At 69.9% G+C, this 15,089-nt stretch carries 15 protein-coding genes and 4 pseudogenes; 10 read left to right on the top strand and 9 right to left on the bottom strand.

Annotation, left to right across the window (positions count from 1 at the left end):
• Window positions 1–970: 970 nt before the first annotated feature.
• The 8 genes and pseudogenes from RBJ77_RS15495 to RBJ77_RS15460 form a co-directional block, all read right to left on the bottom strand.
• On the bottom strand, window positions 971–1,411 hold the full coding sequence (locus RBJ77_RS15495) for a hypothetical protein (protein WP_372345555.1): 441 nt from the start codon (window positions 1,409–1,411) through the stop codon (window positions 971–973).
• Entirely contained in the window at window positions 1,321–1,752 is a 432-nt protein-coding gene (locus tag RBJ77_RS15490) for a hypothetical protein (RefSeq protein WP_372345554.1), read from the bottom strand. The genes RBJ77_RS15495 and RBJ77_RS15490 overlap by 91 nt, the downstream gene beginning before the upstream one ends.
• A gap of 198 nt (window positions 1,753–1,950) precedes the next feature.
• Window positions 1,951–2,448 carry a hypothetical protein gene (locus RBJ77_RS15485; protein WP_372345553.1) on the bottom strand — a complete coding sequence of 166 codons (498 nt, stop codon included), beginning with the start codon at window positions 2,446–2,448 and terminating at the stop codon, window positions 1,951–1,953.
• Between the two features lie 696 nt (window positions 2,449–3,144).
• Window positions 3,145–3,624 carry a hypothetical protein gene (locus RBJ77_RS15480; protein WP_372345552.1) on the bottom strand — a complete coding sequence of 160 codons (480 nt, stop codon included), beginning with the start codon at window positions 3,622–3,624 and terminating at the stop codon, window positions 3,145–3,147.
• A gap of 94 nt (window positions 3,625–3,718) precedes the next feature.
• Window positions 3,719–4,042, bottom strand: coding sequence for a hypothetical protein (locus RBJ77_RS15475; protein ID WP_372345551.1), 324 nt, complete (start codon window positions 4,040–4,042; stop codon window positions 3,719–3,721).
• On the bottom strand, window positions 4,039–4,485 hold the full coding sequence (locus RBJ77_RS15470; RefSeq protein WP_372345550.1) for a hypothetical protein: 447 nt from the start codon (window positions 4,483–4,485) through the stop codon (window positions 4,039–4,041). Before RBJ77_RS15470 ends, RBJ77_RS15475 begins: the two co-directional genes overlap by 4 nt.
• Before the next feature lie 989 nt (window positions 4,486–5,474).
• Window positions 5,475–5,638, bottom strand: a pseudogene (locus tag RBJ77_RS15465) (GNAT family N-acetyltransferase); the annotation flags it as partial.
• Between the two features lie 257 nt (window positions 5,639–5,895).
• Window positions 5,896–6,360, bottom strand: coding sequence for an Lrp/AsnC family transcriptional regulator (locus RBJ77_RS15460; RefSeq protein ID WP_372345549.1), 465 nt, complete (start codon window positions 6,358–6,360; stop codon window positions 5,896–5,898).
• A gap of 482 nt (window positions 6,361–6,842) precedes the next feature.
• On the opposite strand from RBJ77_RS15460, the gene RBJ77_RS15455 reads away from it, so the two are divergent.
• Window positions 6,843–7,142: a hypothetical protein gene (locus RBJ77_RS15455; RefSeq protein ID WP_372345548.1), complete on the top strand. Its 300-nt coding sequence runs from the start codon at window positions 6,843–6,845 to the stop codon at window positions 7,140–7,142.
• A 216-nt stretch (window positions 7,143–7,358) separates the two neighbouring features.
• On the opposite strand, the gene RBJ77_RS15450 is transcribed toward RBJ77_RS15455, so the two are convergent.
• Window positions 7,359–7,637, bottom strand: coding sequence for a hypothetical protein (locus RBJ77_RS15450; protein WP_372345547.1), 279 nt, complete (start codon window positions 7,635–7,637; stop codon window positions 7,359–7,361).
• A gap of 378 nt (window positions 7,638–8,015) precedes the next feature.
• On the opposite strand from RBJ77_RS15450, the gene RBJ77_RS15445 reads away from it, so the two are divergent.
• The 9 genes and pseudogenes from RBJ77_RS15445 to RBJ77_RS15405 all read left to right on the top strand — a co-directional run bounded on the left by RBJ77_RS15445 (window position 8,016) and on the right by RBJ77_RS15405 (window position 15,085).
• Window positions 8,016–8,369 (top strand): hypothetical protein, encoded by a 354-nt coding sequence (locus RBJ77_RS15445; RefSeq protein ID WP_372345546.1) that lies wholly within the window; start codon window positions 8,016–8,018, stop codon window positions 8,367–8,369.
• Window positions 8,370–8,787: 418 nt separating this feature from the next.
• Window positions 8,788–9,195, top strand: coding sequence for a 2-oxoacid:acceptor oxidoreductase family protein (locus RBJ77_RS15440; RefSeq protein ID WP_372345545.1), 408 nt, complete (start codon window positions 8,788–8,790; stop codon window positions 9,193–9,195).
• Window positions 9,196–9,404: 209 nt separating this feature from the next.
• Window positions 9,405–9,530 (top strand): hypothetical protein, encoded by a 126-nt coding sequence (locus tag RBJ77_RS15435; protein ID WP_372345544.1) that lies wholly within the window; start codon window positions 9,405–9,407, stop codon window positions 9,528–9,530.
• A 41-nt stretch (window positions 9,531–9,571) separates the two neighbouring features.
• Window positions 9,572–9,930, top strand: a pseudogene (locus RBJ77_RS15430) (DUF6537 domain-containing protein); the annotation flags it as partial.
• A 187-nt stretch (window positions 9,931–10,117) separates the two neighbouring features.
• Window positions 10,118–11,254 (top strand): annotated as a pseudogene (locus RBJ77_RS15425) (acyl-CoA dehydrogenase family protein).
• 148 nt (window positions 11,255–11,402) lie between these two features.
• Complete coding sequence (locus RBJ77_RS15420) at window positions 11,403–11,792, top strand: hypothetical protein (RefSeq protein WP_372345543.1); 390 nt, start codon at window positions 11,403–11,405, stop codon at window positions 11,790–11,792.
• Between the two features lie 841 nt (window positions 11,793–12,633).
• Entirely contained in the window at window positions 12,634–12,882 is a 249-nt protein-coding gene (locus RBJ77_RS15415; RefSeq protein ID WP_372345560.1) for a hypothetical protein, read from the top strand.
• A pseudogene (locus RBJ77_RS15410) lies at window positions 12,879–13,974 on the top strand (M20 family metallopeptidase); the annotation flags it as partial. The gene RBJ77_RS15415 and the pseudogene RBJ77_RS15410, both read left to right, overlap by 4 nt.
• A gap of 673 nt (window positions 13,975–14,647) precedes the next feature.
• A complete protein-coding gene (locus RBJ77_RS15405) occupies window positions 14,648–15,085 on the top strand; it encodes a hypothetical protein (RefSeq protein WP_372345542.1) in 438 nt (145 codons plus the stop codon).
• The last annotated feature ends 4 nt before the right edge of the window (window positions 15,086–15,089 follow it).

The following is a 15,089-nucleotide window of genomic DNA, read 5'->3' as shown; positions in this document are numbered from 1 at the left end:
GCGTAGAGGATCTTGAGGTGGTCGGCGTCGTTGGCGGGCCAGTCGAGAAGGCGGAACTGTCCGTCGGTGCGGATGAGCAGCGCGAAGCCGGTCGGGATACGGGTGTTGGGCATGGTCTCTCTCAAATGGGCTGGGAGTGTGTCTATGAGTGTCGTGGGGCTGGCCACAGAGCAACCGACGAGATCAAGGATACCGAACTTTACGCGATGCGCGACCGTGTGGAGAATCGAGCGATCTGCGCGGCGTGTTTCGCAGATGCCAGAGCCCAGGTCACGCGAGGCGGGTAGCGCAGCGTGGGTGGTCGGGGCCCTGCGGCGCGTAGCGCCGTGGGCAAGGAGTCCGGCAGCGCGGAGCGAGTGAGCGGGGCGCGGAGCGGCCCGGGAACGTCTGCCGGTCTCCGTCAGCGCGTGAGAGCGCGGAGCGCTCGGTCCGGCGGCCGCGAGCGGCCGGCGGCACGCGGCCAGGCCGGTGCAGCGCGGAGCGCTGACGGCTGGCCGCGTGCCGGCGGCCGCGGAGCGGCCGGCGGCGCGGCCAGGCCGGTGCAGCGCGGGCGCTGCACCGGCCGTCCGACACCCACCGCGCCGCGCCCCCACCCGCCCGGGAAAAGTGCAGTGGTGCGCCTGGTGCGGCCCGCAGCCGGCGGTGGTGGTGCGCCCGCTCGCGCCGCTGGGGCTCCCCGGGTCAGGACGTCGTGTCGGCCCGCTGACACGGGGTGCCAGCGTGCCGATGGCGTTTCATGCGGCCATGGGCTCAGTGCACGCGACGGGGCTACTCCGGGCGGTGTGCCGACAGCGGTTACGCAGTCGGCCGGCTCGTACCGGTCCGGCCGTCGTAGACGGCGGCGACGATCTCCTGCGGCGCCGGCCGTCGGTCGCCGCTGAGGTAGCGGATGCCCTCCTCGGGGGCCTGCCCCGTCTCCCGGCCGATCGGGTGCCGGCGGTTCGCCGCGGTGCGCCAGCCCCATCGCTCGTCACACCAGTGCCGGCACCGGAGCTGTCGACGACAACACCACGGCCGCGGCCACGACATCGTCGGCCACCTGCGCCACCACAACGTCCTGCCGCTCGGCCAGGCCCTCAGCAGCGAGAGCGCGCCGGCCACCTCCTGAACGTACGACTGCAGGTGCCGGGAGCGCAGTTCGGTGACCGCCCGGCATCGCCGCACGCCGCACCACACTGTAGCCCAGGCGCTCCGCGGCCTGCTCCAGCGACAGCCCCTCCTCGCCGGCGACCAGGTCGGCGATGCGGACGCCCCGCAGCCGCGGCACCACCCGCGCCGCGGTGGAGTAAGCAACGAGTTCGTCCCGCACCCGTGCAAGCGTCAACGCCGGATCGGTCTCCAGCAGTTCACCGACCCGGGCATCCAACTCGTCGCGGGGCACCATGTCGCCGCTGCCCTTGCCGGTGCGCACCCGCCACCTGGGCGCGCCTCCCGGAATGCGCGCAGGATCCGGCGCGGGCAGTGCTCCACACCCTTCACGCTCACCAAGTGCCGGGCAATCCGCGGATCCCGCTTGTAGTGGTTCCACGTGTCCGGCGCCACGCCCAGGACCGCAGCCGCCTCGATCCGCTCCAGCAGGTCCTCGTCGTCGTCGCTGTCCGGCAGCGCCGGCACCGGGGCGCCGGCCAGGAACGCGGCCGTCTGCTCGCCGTCCCACAGCATCGTCTTCGCCCCCACCGGACTCACCGGCGCCGGAAAGTCCGCTGCCGCGTACGGCTTGCGGTTGCGGAACGTCCCCAGCGCCAGGCCCATTGCCTTGGCCAGATCGCAGAGTTCTGCACGAAGTCACGGCGGCCCGCGCGGATCATCACTTGCTCCCGTCACATCGACGCCGCACTCGAGACATTGATGAGGCAGAGGAACGGCCGGCGCCCCACGACGCCATCAAAAGAAGGCTACGCAACTCACATCACACACGGCAAGAAACCACGGCCCGACCACCCCACCCCGCTACACTCGAACCCATCGCGCCTCGAGGTACTCCTTCAGGTGTGTGGTCTTGAAGGCCGGCGCTCCTGGCCACCCCGCCCCTGGCGGGATTGGGCGCCGGCCACCTTCATCGCTCCAGCCACGCCAGCAACTCACGCCGAGCCGCGCGCTCGGGGAACCAGTGCAAACGTCGCGCTCCTGGGTGAAACGGCCCGTTAGTCGCAGTCGGTTGTTCCTGGAGGCATAGCTGGTGCCGTGCCAGGTGCTGCCGTGGCCGATCTGGAACCAGTAGATGCCACTGGTGCTGCGGTACAGGTGGAAGTACTCCAGGCCGCTGTTGTAGCTGAGGTACAGCACCTTGCCGGGATCGGTCGAGCCGCCGCCTTTCACCAGCCGGTCGTCGGCCTTGCCGAAGGTGTTCGGGCCGACCCGGCCATCGGCCTCGCCCCAGGAGTCGGCCAGGCCATTTCGGCTGCAGCTGTTGTGCGGCGCGTTTGGTGTTCGCGCCGAAGTGGCCATCGACGTCGCCGAGGTCGAAGTAGGTGCCGTCGATCTCGGTGGCGTGGTTGGCCCACAGGATGGTCTGCCACAGGCAGACAGCGTTCGAGACGGATCGCTCAGTGGTGGAGATGGGGCCCTCGTCGGCCCAGTCGCCGGCGTAGGCGTCGTACCCACGTACATAGCCGTCCGAGATCTTCGCCGAAGCCGGTGACGCGCTCATCGCCAGCGCGGCTGCGGTCAGCGCGCCGATTGCTGTCATCGCGCCACGGGATGCTGCTGCACTGAAGGCCCATGGATGTACCCCTCCAACTGTGGATGGCCCGATCGTGGTTGGTCCGCTGCCTGCGTCTTCAAACCGAAGGCCCGGTATCGGCAGGAGGCTTGGACTCTCGATGCGGGACAGAACTTGACGGAACCCAGAGACTCGAGAAATGCACTGCGCTTGTGCTTCCGTGGTGCGGTGCGGACGCGTATACGGGCGGCCCATAGGGCGAATGCGGCGGCCAGCCGCTCCCCCTGGGGGCGAAGTTCCCCAGCCCCACTGAGCGGTGGAGACGAAAGCCTCTCCAGGCGCCTTCTGCAACCACGTGCACGGATGAACTTCTTCGGCTCTCGAGTGGCGTGACAGGCTGCAGGCCCTGGTGCCCGGCTTGGGCCTTTCCACCTGTCCCGGCGGCTGGGGCTCGGCTGACTCCAGCGTCCGGCCTCGCCCTTTCAGCTCCCGTGGGCGATCAGGTGGCCCAGCTCGTGGCTGAACACCTGTCCTTGCTCACCCATCGGTGAGAGCTGATGCCGTAGTTCAGCTTGGCACCGCTGGTGAAGTAGTTGTCCGAGAGGTTCGAGGCGTAGAGCTCGTTCGGGGAAAGGCAGGCGTAGCCGCCTGCCCAGTCCTGGCCGGTGCCGTTGAAGAACCGAACAGGGAATGCTCCCCTTGTTCAGGATGGACGACGCGTTGTTGGTGTCTGCTCCTCGGAAGGGGCCGTTGCTGTTGCCCCAGTCGGAATCCCAGCTCTGAGGTGTAGCCCAGAGCACCCCGTGGCACTCCATGTCGTCGTAGGCGTACATGTAGCCGTACATTGCCGCCTCGTAGTTGTCGTTGCAGGCCCAGTTGTCGGCCTGTGCACTCGTCGCAGGGACGAGCACCCCCAGGCTCGCAAGGGCCAGAGCAGCAAGCATCGCGGGCAGTCTGCGCATGGCGATTGGCTCCCTCTTCATTCGATGTGGTGTCACGTCTGCGGTGGTGCCGCAGAACCTGAGTAGTCCGTCTGCACGGGTAGTCCGGTGCTGGTCAGGGTCCCGTCCGGGGTGCGGTGATGCTCTGCGCGCGGGCCAGGGCGGCGAGCTTCATGCGCTGGTAGGTGGCCAGCTGGTCGCTGTAGTCCTGAAGCTTTGTGGCTCGGTACTCGCGTTCCAGAGCGCGCGCGGTGGTGCCCAGCGAGGTCTCCTTCGAGCAGGTGGCCTCGGCCATGGCCAGCTCCACCTCGGTGGCATGCGCCCGCCCGGCGCTCATACCCTGGGTCAGACCATCAAGGTCTTCGCGGATCTCGTCCGGCCAGGCGTAGCGGTGGCCGGTCTGGCGCATGCACCGCGACCAGGCTTTGACCGCGGTCACCAGGCGTTGGTCCTTGACCAGTTGTGGCACGTAGAGTCAGGCTGGTGGCGACCTTGCTGGCGCGAAACCAGGTCGCCGCGTCGCCATACAGACGTGCTGGCATCGGCCAGGCAGCCGGTGCTGGACGTGCTCACCGTGCCGCCCGCGGGCAGATCCACCGACAGCCGACCCCTGCCCATGTCACCGTTCAGGGCCTGGGTGTAGCGGATGCGATCCGCCTGCGGCAGGGCGTTGGCGTAAGCGGCGTTCGGGTCCGCCAGGCGCGCCCGCTCGGCCTTCCTCGCCAGCTCGCCGCCGTAGCCGTAGGTGCGCGCCCAGCCGACATCATCCAGAACAAAGCCCTGTCCCTGACGCTCCGCGACACTGGCCACCGGCACCGTCCAGTACCGGAACCCTTGCCCTCCATGCACGCCTTGACCACGCACCGCCTCGGCACGCTCCACGCGCACGTCCTCAGCATCGGTCAGATCCCGCTCCCGTCCCCCGGCACTCTGGACAGCGAGATCCTTCCCGCCGAGCAGCCGCCGGCCGGTCACCGCTCGTACAGCCGGCCAGAGTCAATACGGCCACGGCCGTGATCATGGCGGCTGAACAGGCAGCGGCCATCACCCGCCCCGTTGTCATACACACTCCCCCGCGTGTTCAGCGACGCCGCCTTCGACCACGCCGTCGTGAACCCGAGTGTCACGGATGTGAACTCCGAGCAGCCAGGGCTTTCAACGACACCTGAAAAGCCCAGCCCACACCCGAGGATGCGCATACTCCGCGCACACCCTGCAGACCTCAGCACGGCCGACGCGATACCCAGACTCCTACTCGAAGACCGTGCCCCGCTCCCCTTGCCCACCCCGGCGCCATACAGCGACGATGACGCCTGCCCCGACGCCCGCACCCGGTGTCGGGGAAGGGACGCCGGACCATGCCACGGCGGCGCCCCGCGCCCGCCCCGCCCGCCCCAGGCGCAGAGCCCACCCGCGTACCGGCGTCCAGTGAGCCTCCGTCCCCTGGTTGAGGGGTACTTGAACTGGCGCCAACAGGAGGGGTCGCCCAGGGTACGGCGTGACTGCGCCTCAGCGTGTGGCTCCAGACGCACCCCGGAAGGCAGGAGCTTTCACGCTGCCCGCACTTCCAGATGCCTGATCTTGCCGTCCGCGTCGAGGTGGGCGATGTCCTGGCCGGCGAGGGCGAAAACCTCTCCGGTGTTTCGGCGGCCAGCCACCGCCCAGGACGCGGCAAGCTCGTTGCCGCCCTGGGTGACCGTCCATACGATGCTTAAGCTCCGCCTTCCGGGTGAGGAAGCCCCGGAAGAAGTCAGCTACGCCGGTGGCCCAACGAGCACGCACAGCGAACACTCCGGCCTACCGGCCAGGAGCTGGTCCAGGAGATATTGTCAAATCCTGTGGACTGATCGGACCGCCCAATGACCGGTCGGTCAAGCAAGCGGCTTGCGGTAACGGACGTACTCGTTCTGCCGCCGGAACCTCACACTCTCGTAAAGATCGTAAGACGGTGCGGGTTTGACGTGCCCGTGAACAGCCGAGCGGTCGTTGCACCCTGTCCGCGAAGGCTCCGCAGCCCGTCCAGCAGCAGGGCCCTGGCCGAGGACGAGGTGGGTACCCACCTCGATCAGGCAGGCCATCCATACCTGGGGAAAGCTGGACTTGTCGTGGCCTCGGCTGTTTCCGACGGCCGAAGGCGGCCTCGGTCGCCGGGCTGTCGGCGACGTCAGCAGGTGCCGTCCACTGCGAGCAGCCGCAGCCCACGCCAGAAACAACCCGGTCTGGCCTCGGTGCCCATCGGGTTCGCGGTCGTTGCGAACAGCACCCGCAGCGGCTCCGAGCCCAGGCGCTGGGTCATGTGTTCCCTGGCCTCACAGGCTGTTGCGCTCCATCCGCGTCCAAGATCCCAGCACCATCAGCGTCTTGGTCCCGGTGATGTTGCCCGCACGCCTGAGGCCGTCGATGACCTGCTGAGATGCTCGATGTCCCGACCCGCACCTGCACGAGCGCGTCCGGGTCGCCGGCGATCGTGAACATCGCCTGCACTTCGGGCACTTTGTAGGCCGTGCGGACGATCTCGCCGACCGGGGTACCGCCGGTGCACGAGAGTTCTATGAACGCCTCGATGCTCCAACCAAGTTTGGTGTGGTCCACCTGCACCGTGAAGCCGGTGATCACACCTGTCTCGCGGAGCCGTCGATGCGGCGCTTGACGGCGCGACGGACAGTCCGACCTCGGGCGCCATCTCGAGTACGTACGCCGTCCGTCCTTGTGGAGCATGTGCAGCAGTTGCCTGTCGATGTCGTCGACCTGGGCCATGACCATCCTCCGCGGCACGCAAGCGAGCTGGCTTAAATCGGCAAGAGACTCAATATATTTGCGAGTTTGAGACTTACAGCCGCAATTTGCTGTGCTCCTGTTGTGGGGCGGGTTGCCGACCTGGGCACCTCGTTCGCCACGATGTGAGGTAGCCCGCGTGAGCACCGCCCCAGCTTCCATCTCGCCCGGCGTCTCGCTTGACGACAAGTACGTGGCCCGCAGCGGCTCGCGTGCTGATCTCCGGAATCCAGGCATTGGTCCGACTCACGCTCGAGCAGCGGTATTCTTGGACCAGACCCTAGGGCCTCGACACGCAGGCGTTCGTCACCGGCTATCAGGGGTGCTCCGCTGGGCGGAGTAGATCGCGGGAAGATGGGGCGGGCCCGAGCGGTTCCTGGACGCCGCGGGTGTGGTCTTCCGGCCGGGGCTGAACGAGAGCTCGCAGGCCACCGCGGTGGCCGGGACGCAGATCGCTCGGCAAGGTGCCGGGCCGGCGCCACGAGGGCGTGACGGGCTTCTGGTACGGCAAGAACCCCGGCCTCGACCGTGCGGCGGACGCCATCCGGCATTCCACGGTCGCCGGGACCGCGACAAAGGGCGGCGCGGTGGCGTGGATCGGTGACGACCCGGGTGCCAAGTCCTCTACGGTGCCCAGTTCCTGCGAGCCGATGTGCCAGAGCCTGTCGATGCCGCTGCTCGCCCCCAGCTGCGTCGCGGAGATCATCGAGTTCGGTCTCCACGCGGTGGCCATCTCCGGGTCAGCGGGTTGTGGACCGGCCTGAGAGATCGTCGCGGACATCGCCGACGCCACTCAGGTGATCGACCTGGATGCGGCGATCCTCGGATGCCGGATGTGACCCGGTGCCCCGCGGCACGCTCGCCCACCCTGGTCGGCCCCGCGTCCCTGGACGCCGAGCACGACATGCTGACACGACGGCTGGACGCGGCCCGCGCCTACGCCCGCCAAGCGGGCCTCGAACCGCGTCACGTTCAGCGCCTCACGGGCCACGCTGGGCCTGCTGGCATCGGGCGCCTCGTTCGCGGTGCTTCAGCGCGCCCTGAACGATCTCGGCATCGATGACGACGCCATGGAGCAGCTCGGCATCCGGTTGATCCGGCTGGGGATGCCCTTCCCGCTCGACGCGGAGGAGCTCGTCGCCATGACCGGCGACCTGGAGCAGGTCCTCGTCGTCGAGGACAAGGTGCCATTCCTGGAAGGCCACCTCAAGCAAGCGCTGTACCGCTCGGCCGATGCTCCAGTGGTCGTCGGGCGGCACGGTGAGGACGGCCGGCCGCTGCTCAGTGCCCGTGGCACCCTGAGCGCCGAGGAGGGGTCACGCGGGCCCTGGTCCGGCGCATCGGTTCCGACCGGCTGCCGCAGCAGGCCGCGCGCCGTCTGGCCGACCTGGCGCCGGTCGCCCCTGCCCGGATCGCACTGCCAACGGCGGCTCCCCGTACCCCCTTCTTCTGTTCCGGCTGCCCGCACAGCGCCTCCACTCGTACCGACGACAGCACCTTGGTGGGGGTCGGGATCGGCTGTCACGCCATGATCGCGCTGGACGGAGCGGGGCGGGCCTGCAGGTGGGCCTGACGCAGATGGGCGGCGAGGGGCGCAATGGCTCGGCCTGCAACCCTTCACCGACGACCGGCACTTCGTGCAGAACCTCGGCGACGGTACCTTCCACCACTCCGGGTCCCTTGCGATCCGGGCCGCGGTCGCCGCCGACGCCACCATGACGTACAAGCTGCTGTACAACGAGGCGGTCGCGATGACCGGCGGGCAGCAGGTGGAAGGCCGCCTCGCCATCCCCGACCTGACGCGCTGGCTCGCCCTTGAAGGCGTGCGCAGGGTTGTCATCACTACGCCGGATCCCGGCAGTTACCGCGGGGTGCGTCTCGATCCGATCGCTTCGGTGCGCCATCGCGACGACCTGTCGAAGACGCGAGCGGGAACTGGCGGCCACCGAGGGCGTCACCGTTCTGATCCACGACGACCGGTGTGCCGCTGAGGAGCGACGCCTGCGCAAGCGCGGCCAATTGCCCGCGCCGGCCGAGAAGGTCGTGATCAATGAGCGGGTCTGCGAGGGCTGTGGTGACTGCGGTGACGTATCCACCTGTCTGTCGGTGCAGCCGGTGCACACCGAGTTCGGCCGCAAGACGCGCATTCACCAGTCGTCGTGCAACTCCGATCTGAGTTGCCTGAAGGGTGACTGCCCCTCCTTCCTGCTGGTCGAGCCGCTGCAGCTGGGAAGGAGACCCACGGCAGGAGTCTGCCACCGCTTCCCGTACAACTGGCCGCGCCGACGACCCGGTTGGACCGCGACCATGCTCTGCTGCGGATGCCCGGCATCGGCGGAACCGGCGTGGTGACCATCTCCCAGATCCTGCAGATGGCCGCCCACCTCGACGGGCGCTATGCGGCCGGTCTTGAGCAGACGGGCTCTGGCGCAGAAGGGCGGGCCGGTCGTCAGCGACGTACGGATCTCCTCCGGGCCGGTGGACGGCTCAGTGCGCGCTTCTCGGGCGACGGCCGACGTCCTCGTCTGCTTCGACGCCCTGGGCGCCGCGTCCCAGGAGAACCTGAACTCGGCGCGCGCAGGACACACGGTGGCCGTCGTCAACACCGCCGTCGTCCCCACCGCGGCCATGGTCACCAACCAGGTCGTCGTGCCGGGCACCGCACAGGACTCACTGGAGCGCATCGAGGCGGTCACCCGGCCCTCCGACAACCTCTACCTGAACGCCCAGGACCTCGCCGAGCGGCTGTTCGGCGACCACATGCCCGCCAATATGGTCCTGGTCGGGGCGGCGTTCCAGCACGGCTGTATCCCCTGACGGAACAGTCCATCGAGAAGGCGATCCGCCTCAACGGGGCCGCCGTCGACAGAATCTGGCCGCCTTCGCCTGGGGCCGTGCCGCGACGCTGGACCCGCAGGCCGTCGAGCGAGTCCCCTCGCGGCGCCCGACTCGCCCATGACGACGGTCATCACTCCCGAGGCGCGTGCGCTGGTCGCCCTCTGGACATCGGCGACGCCCTGCGCGAGATGCTCCTGCTGCGCACGGCCGACCTGATCGGCTACCAAGACGCCACCTACGCGGCCCGGCACACGGCCGATGTCGCCGACTGTGGCCGCCACGGCCCACCGCGCGGCAGGGCCGGACGCGGGTGAGCGCGTTGCCACTCGCCTACGCGCGCAGCCTGCACAAGCTCATGGCGTACAAGGACGAGTACGAGGTGGCGCGGCTGCATCTGGACACCGTGGAGAGGTCGAAGGTCGAGACCGAGTTCGGTGCCGGGGCGGACGTCTCCGTCCTGCTGCATCCGCCGCTGCTGCGGGCCCTCGGCATGCGGCGCAAGATCGTCTGCGTCGCACCGCGCCCGCCCTGTTCAGGCTCCTGTACCGGCTGCGTGCGGTGCGGGGCACCCGCCTGGATCCGTTCGGCTACGCAGGCGTGCGGCGCGAGGAGCGTGCCCTGGTCGCGGAGTTCCCGGTGCTCGTCCGCCAGGCACTGACCGCTCTGACGCGGGACAACGCCGACGCCGTGAAGTCGCTGATCGAGCTCGCCGACGAGATCCGCGGCTACGAGGACATCAAGCTGGCCCGCATCGCGGAGTTCCGAGCCCAGGCCCACGAGACCCGGGCCGCGCTGGTCTCTCCGACGACGGTGATCCGCCTGACGCGGCACACCGCACGCGTGACACCGCACACACACCACGCCACTTCGCGTGCCACCGCACCGCACCAGGAGCCCCGCCATGCCTGTCGATCGCTTGCTCCCCACGTCCCAGGCGCACGATCTCATCGACCTCGTCCGGGATATCGCCGACAAGGAACTCGCTCCCCGTGTCGACCAGCACGAGCGCGAACACCGTTACCCCGAAGGCCTTTTCACCCTGCTCGGCCGCGCCGGCCTGCTAGGGACTCCTACCGTGGAGTGCGGCGGCGGGGCCCAACCCTACGAGGTGTACCTCCAGGTCCTGGAGGAGCTGGCGGCGCGGTGGGCCTCCGTCGCGGTCGCCGTCAGCGTCCACACCCTGGCCGCTTTCCCGCTCATGCGCTTCGGCACCCCGGCCCAACGCGAGCGCTGGTCGCAGGCCGTGCTGAACGGCGAACTGATCGGCGGATACAGCCTGATCGGAACCGCACGCCGGATCGGACGCCGCCGCCCTGCTCTGCCGCGCCGAGCACACCCCGGACGGCTACCGCATCAACGGAGCCAAGGCCTGGATCACCCATGGCGGCAAGGCGGACTTCTACGCCCTGTTCGCCCGTACCGCGCCGGGCAAGGACGGCATCTCCTGCTTCTTGACACCCGGCGCCACAGAAGGCCTCAGCTTCGGCCGGCCCGAGGACAAGATGGGCCTCAACGCCGTGCCCACGACCACCGCACACTGGGACGGGGCGCTGCTGACGACGGACCGGCTGCTCGGCGCGGAGGGCCAGGGACTGCCGATCGCGTTCGCCGCGCTGGACTCGGGCCGTCTGGGAGTCGCCGCCTGCGCGACGGGTCTTGCGCAGGCCGCGCTGGACGCCGCGGTCGACTACGCCAACGAACGCACCGCCTTCGGGCGCCGCATCGTCGACCACCAGGGACTGGGCTTCTTGCTCGCCGACATGGCGGCGGCCGTCGACTCCGCGCGCGCCACCTACCTCGATGCGGCGCGGCGCCGCGACCGGAACTGCCCTACGGCCGGCAGGCGAGCGTCGCCAAGCTGGTCGCGACGGACGCTGCCGCGAGGGTCACCACCGACGCGGTGCAGGTGTTCGGCGGCTACGGCTACACCCGCGACTTCCCGGTGGAGCGGTACATGCGCGAAGCCAAGATCATGCAGATCTTCGAAGGCACCAACCAGATCCAGCGCCTTGTCATTGGCCGTTCCCTAGCACGCTGAGCAGGCAGAGAACGGGCGGAGCGCAGAACGTCCGACTTCGTGCAATCAGAACCGACTTCGACGCCCCGGTTCGTGCGTCGGAACGAACCGGAAGGGACCGTTGCGCTCCTAAGGTCAGGGACCGGCAGGCGTTCACAAGGAGATGACCATGCAGACACTGTTGCGAGGCGGCCGCGTCATCAATCCCGCCGAGGGATTCGACGGGGCGGCCGACGTACTCGTCACCGACGGAAAGATCTCTGCCGTCGGGCCCGGCCTCGATACACCACCGGACGCCACCGTCATCGATGTCACGGGCCTCATCATCGGCCCGGGCTTCGTCGACCTGCACAGTCACGTGCACTCGATCGCCGGACACCGGTTGCAGGCCATGGACGGGGTGACCACCGCGCTCGACCTGGAAGCCGGGCTGATGCCCATCGAGCGTGCCTACGCCGAGGCCGCCGCGGCGGGACGGCCACTGCACTTCGGCTTCTCCGCGTCCTGGGGCGGAGCCCGGGCCCAGTGCTTGCCGGCATCGCCCCCGACGCCCGGATGAGTCCGGCCTCGCGGTGCTCGGCAACCCGCGCTGGCAGCGCTCCTCCTCCCCGCGCGAACTGGCCTCCTGGCTCTCCCTGTTGGAGACCGAACTCGCCGGCGGCGCGCTGGGGATCGGCGTCCTGATGGGTTACGCGCCCGGGACCGACCCCTCGCCGAGTTCCTGGCTGTCGCACGCCTGGCGGCCAAGGCCGGTGTACCGACGTTCACCCACGTCCGCGAACTGGTCGAGATGGACCCGGCCACCCCCATCGACGGGTCCACCGAGATCGCGCTGTCGCGGCGGCGGAGACCGGCGCCGCCATGCACCACTGCCACGTCAACAGCACGTCCGGGCGCCACGTCGACCGGGTCCTCGGCACGCTCGAGGAGTCGCAGCGGTCCGGTTCGCGGGTGACGGTGGAGGCCTACCCGTACGGGGCGGGCAGCACGCGCCGTCGGCGCGGCGTTCATCGCGCCGGAGCGGCTGCGGCTCAAGGGTCTCGGCCCCAGCAGCGTCATCATGGTCGAGACCGGCGAGCGGATCGCCGACGCGGCCCGTCTGCGGCAGCTGCGCGCCCAAGACCCGGGCGCACCCTGTCTGCTGGAGTTCCTCGACGAGGACGAGCCGCGCGATCTGGAGCTGATGCGGCAGGCACTCGCCTACCCCGACGCCGTCGTCGCCAGCGATGCGATGCCCGTCTACTGGCCGGACGGCAGCCACGACAGCACCCAGTGGCCCTTGCCGCCCGGCGGCACTACTCACCCGCGCACGGCCGGCACCTTCGCCAAGACGCTGCGCCTGATGGTGCGCGAGAGCGGCGCTCTGGACCTGGGCCGAGGCGTTCCGCCGCTGCTCCTTCCTGCCCGCCCGGATCCTCGACGACGTCGCACCGGCCGCCCGCGCGAAGGGCCACCTGAGCGTCGGCGCCGACGCCGACCTCGTCGCCCTGGACCCGGCGGCGGTGACGGACACCGCCACCTACGCCGATCCCACACGCCCGTCCCTCGGGATCCGCCATCTGTACGTCGCGGGACAGCCCGTCGTCACGGACGGCACCCTGCAGACGGACGCCCTGCCCGGACGGCCGCTGCGAGGCGAGCCCCGATGACAGCACCGGACCTGGACGCTCTGCTCGCCGACATCGAGACCCTGGTGCGCTGCGAGTCACCGTCCGACGACCATCAGGCCCCTGCGCGCAGCGCCGACGCGGTGACCGCAATCGGGCGTCGCCTGCTGGGCGTTGAGCCCGAGCGTCTCGTCACGGACGGGTGCCCGCATCTGCGGTGGCGCTTCGGCAACGGGCCCTCGCGCGCCCTGCTGCTCGGGCATCACGACACGGTGTGGCCGCTGGGGACACTGGACACTCCACCCCTACTCCGTGCGCGACGGCGTACTGCGCGGCCCGGGCTGCTTCGACATGAAGGCGGGCGTGGTGATGGCGCTGCACGCCGCCGCGGCGCTGCCCGACCGCGACGGGCTGACCATCCTGATCACCGGCGACGAGGAGATCGGCTCACCCGGTTCGCGCGAGCTGATCGAGGAGGCGGCCCGCGGCTGTGAGGCGGTCCTCGTCCTGAGGCGTCCGCCGACGGCGGGGCGCTGAAGTGCCGCCGCAAGGGTGTCTCGCTCTACCGGATCGAGGTCGAGGGCCACGCCGCACACGCCGGCCTGGAGCCGGACAAGGGCATCAACGCGGGCATCGAACTCGCCCACCACGTCCTCGCCACGGCCGAGCTCGCCGACTCCGCACGCGGCACCACGGTCGTACCCACGGCGTCGACCGCCGGTACGACGGCCAACACCGTCCCGGCCACCGCCCAGGTGGCCGTGGACGTGCGGGCCTGGGACCGGGCCGAGCAGGAGCGGGTCGATGGGGCCGTGCGCGCACTGCGCCCCGTACTGCCAGGTGCGGGCCTGCGCGTCACCGGCGGCATCAACCGTCCGCCCTCTGGACGCGGCGGCCTCGACGGACCTGTTCGCTCTCACCGAGTCGCTCGCGGAAGACCTGAACATCGGACCGCTGACCGCCGCGAGCGTCGGCGGCGCATCGGACGGCAACTTCACCGCCGGCCTGGGCGTTGCGACCCTGGACGGCCTGGGCGCGGTGGGTGGAGGCGCACACGCCGACACCGAACACGTCGTGGTCGCCGAACTCACGCCACGCACGCAGCTGTTGACCGCTCTCGCTCGGACGCTGCTGGCCCGCCACCACCGTGCGGGCGAAGCTGGACAGCCGGCTCGTGTTCCTTCGGAGAGCCCTGCGTACCCCCGCGCACGAGGTGACACGGTGACCAAGCTGACGGCCGACACCCCGAGCGCGCCCTGCCCGCACTGCAACACGAGGCGGACCAGTGACGCGGCTGCGGCAGCCTCGGCCTCCCGCGTGACTGGTCCGTGAGCTCGCCGACGTAGCCGAACTCAACGCTGTCAGCGCCCTGTTCCAGTCGATCTGGCAGCCGGACGGCGGCAGCCGACCGGTCCCGACCGAGCTGCTGCGCGCCATGACCACCACGGGCAACTACGTGGCCGGCGCGTTCGACGGGCAGCAACTCCTGGGCGCCTGCTTCGGGTCTTCGGCACACCCGCCCACGGCAGCCCGCACAGCCACATCGCGGGCGTCACCCCCAGCGGCCTCGGTCGCGGACTCGGCTTCGCCCTCAAACTCCATCAACGCGCTCTGGGCCCTGCGCCGCCACACCCACACGATCTCCTGGACGTCTCGACCCGCTGGCGTGCCGCAACGCCCACTTCAACCTGACCAAACCGGCGCCCGCCCGGCACGCTATCTGCCGACGACTACTACGGCCCCATGAACGACAGCATCAACGGCGCCTCCGCGACGGACCGGCTACTGGTCAACTGGGAACTCGCCGGTGACACCGCCCAGACGCGCGCCGCGGCGAACCCCAGCGCGCGCCGACGCGCGACGACAGCTGCGCGCGCAGGGCGCCGGGCTCGCGCTGTCGATCGCGGCGGACGGCAGTCCCGTCGCGGGCCGGGCGACGCGCTCCCTGCTGCTCGTCGCGGTACCGCCCGACATCGAAGCACTCCGCAAGAGCGATCCTGCGCTCGGCCTCTCGTGGCGCATCGCGCTCAGGGAGACCCTGCTCGGCCTGCTGGAGGACGGCGCCATCGGTCACCGGATTCGACCGCGCCGGCTGGTACGCACTCGAAAGGAAGCACGCGTCATGAAGCTCAGTGGAGTGGAACTCCTGCGGGTCCAGATGCCGTTGGTGGCACCGTTTCGACCTCGTTCGGTACCCAGCACGCACGGACCTGCTGCTGGTCCGGGTGGTGACACCGGCCGGTGAGGGC

Origin of the sequence: Streptomyces sp. KL116D, assembly GCF_030766975.1 — a bacterium.
GTDB classification, from domain to species: Bacteria; Actinomycetota; Actinomycetes; order Streptomycetales; family Streptomycetaceae; genus Streptomyces; species Streptomyces longispororuber_A.
This window is presented reverse-complemented; position numbering and strand designations above follow the sequence as displayed.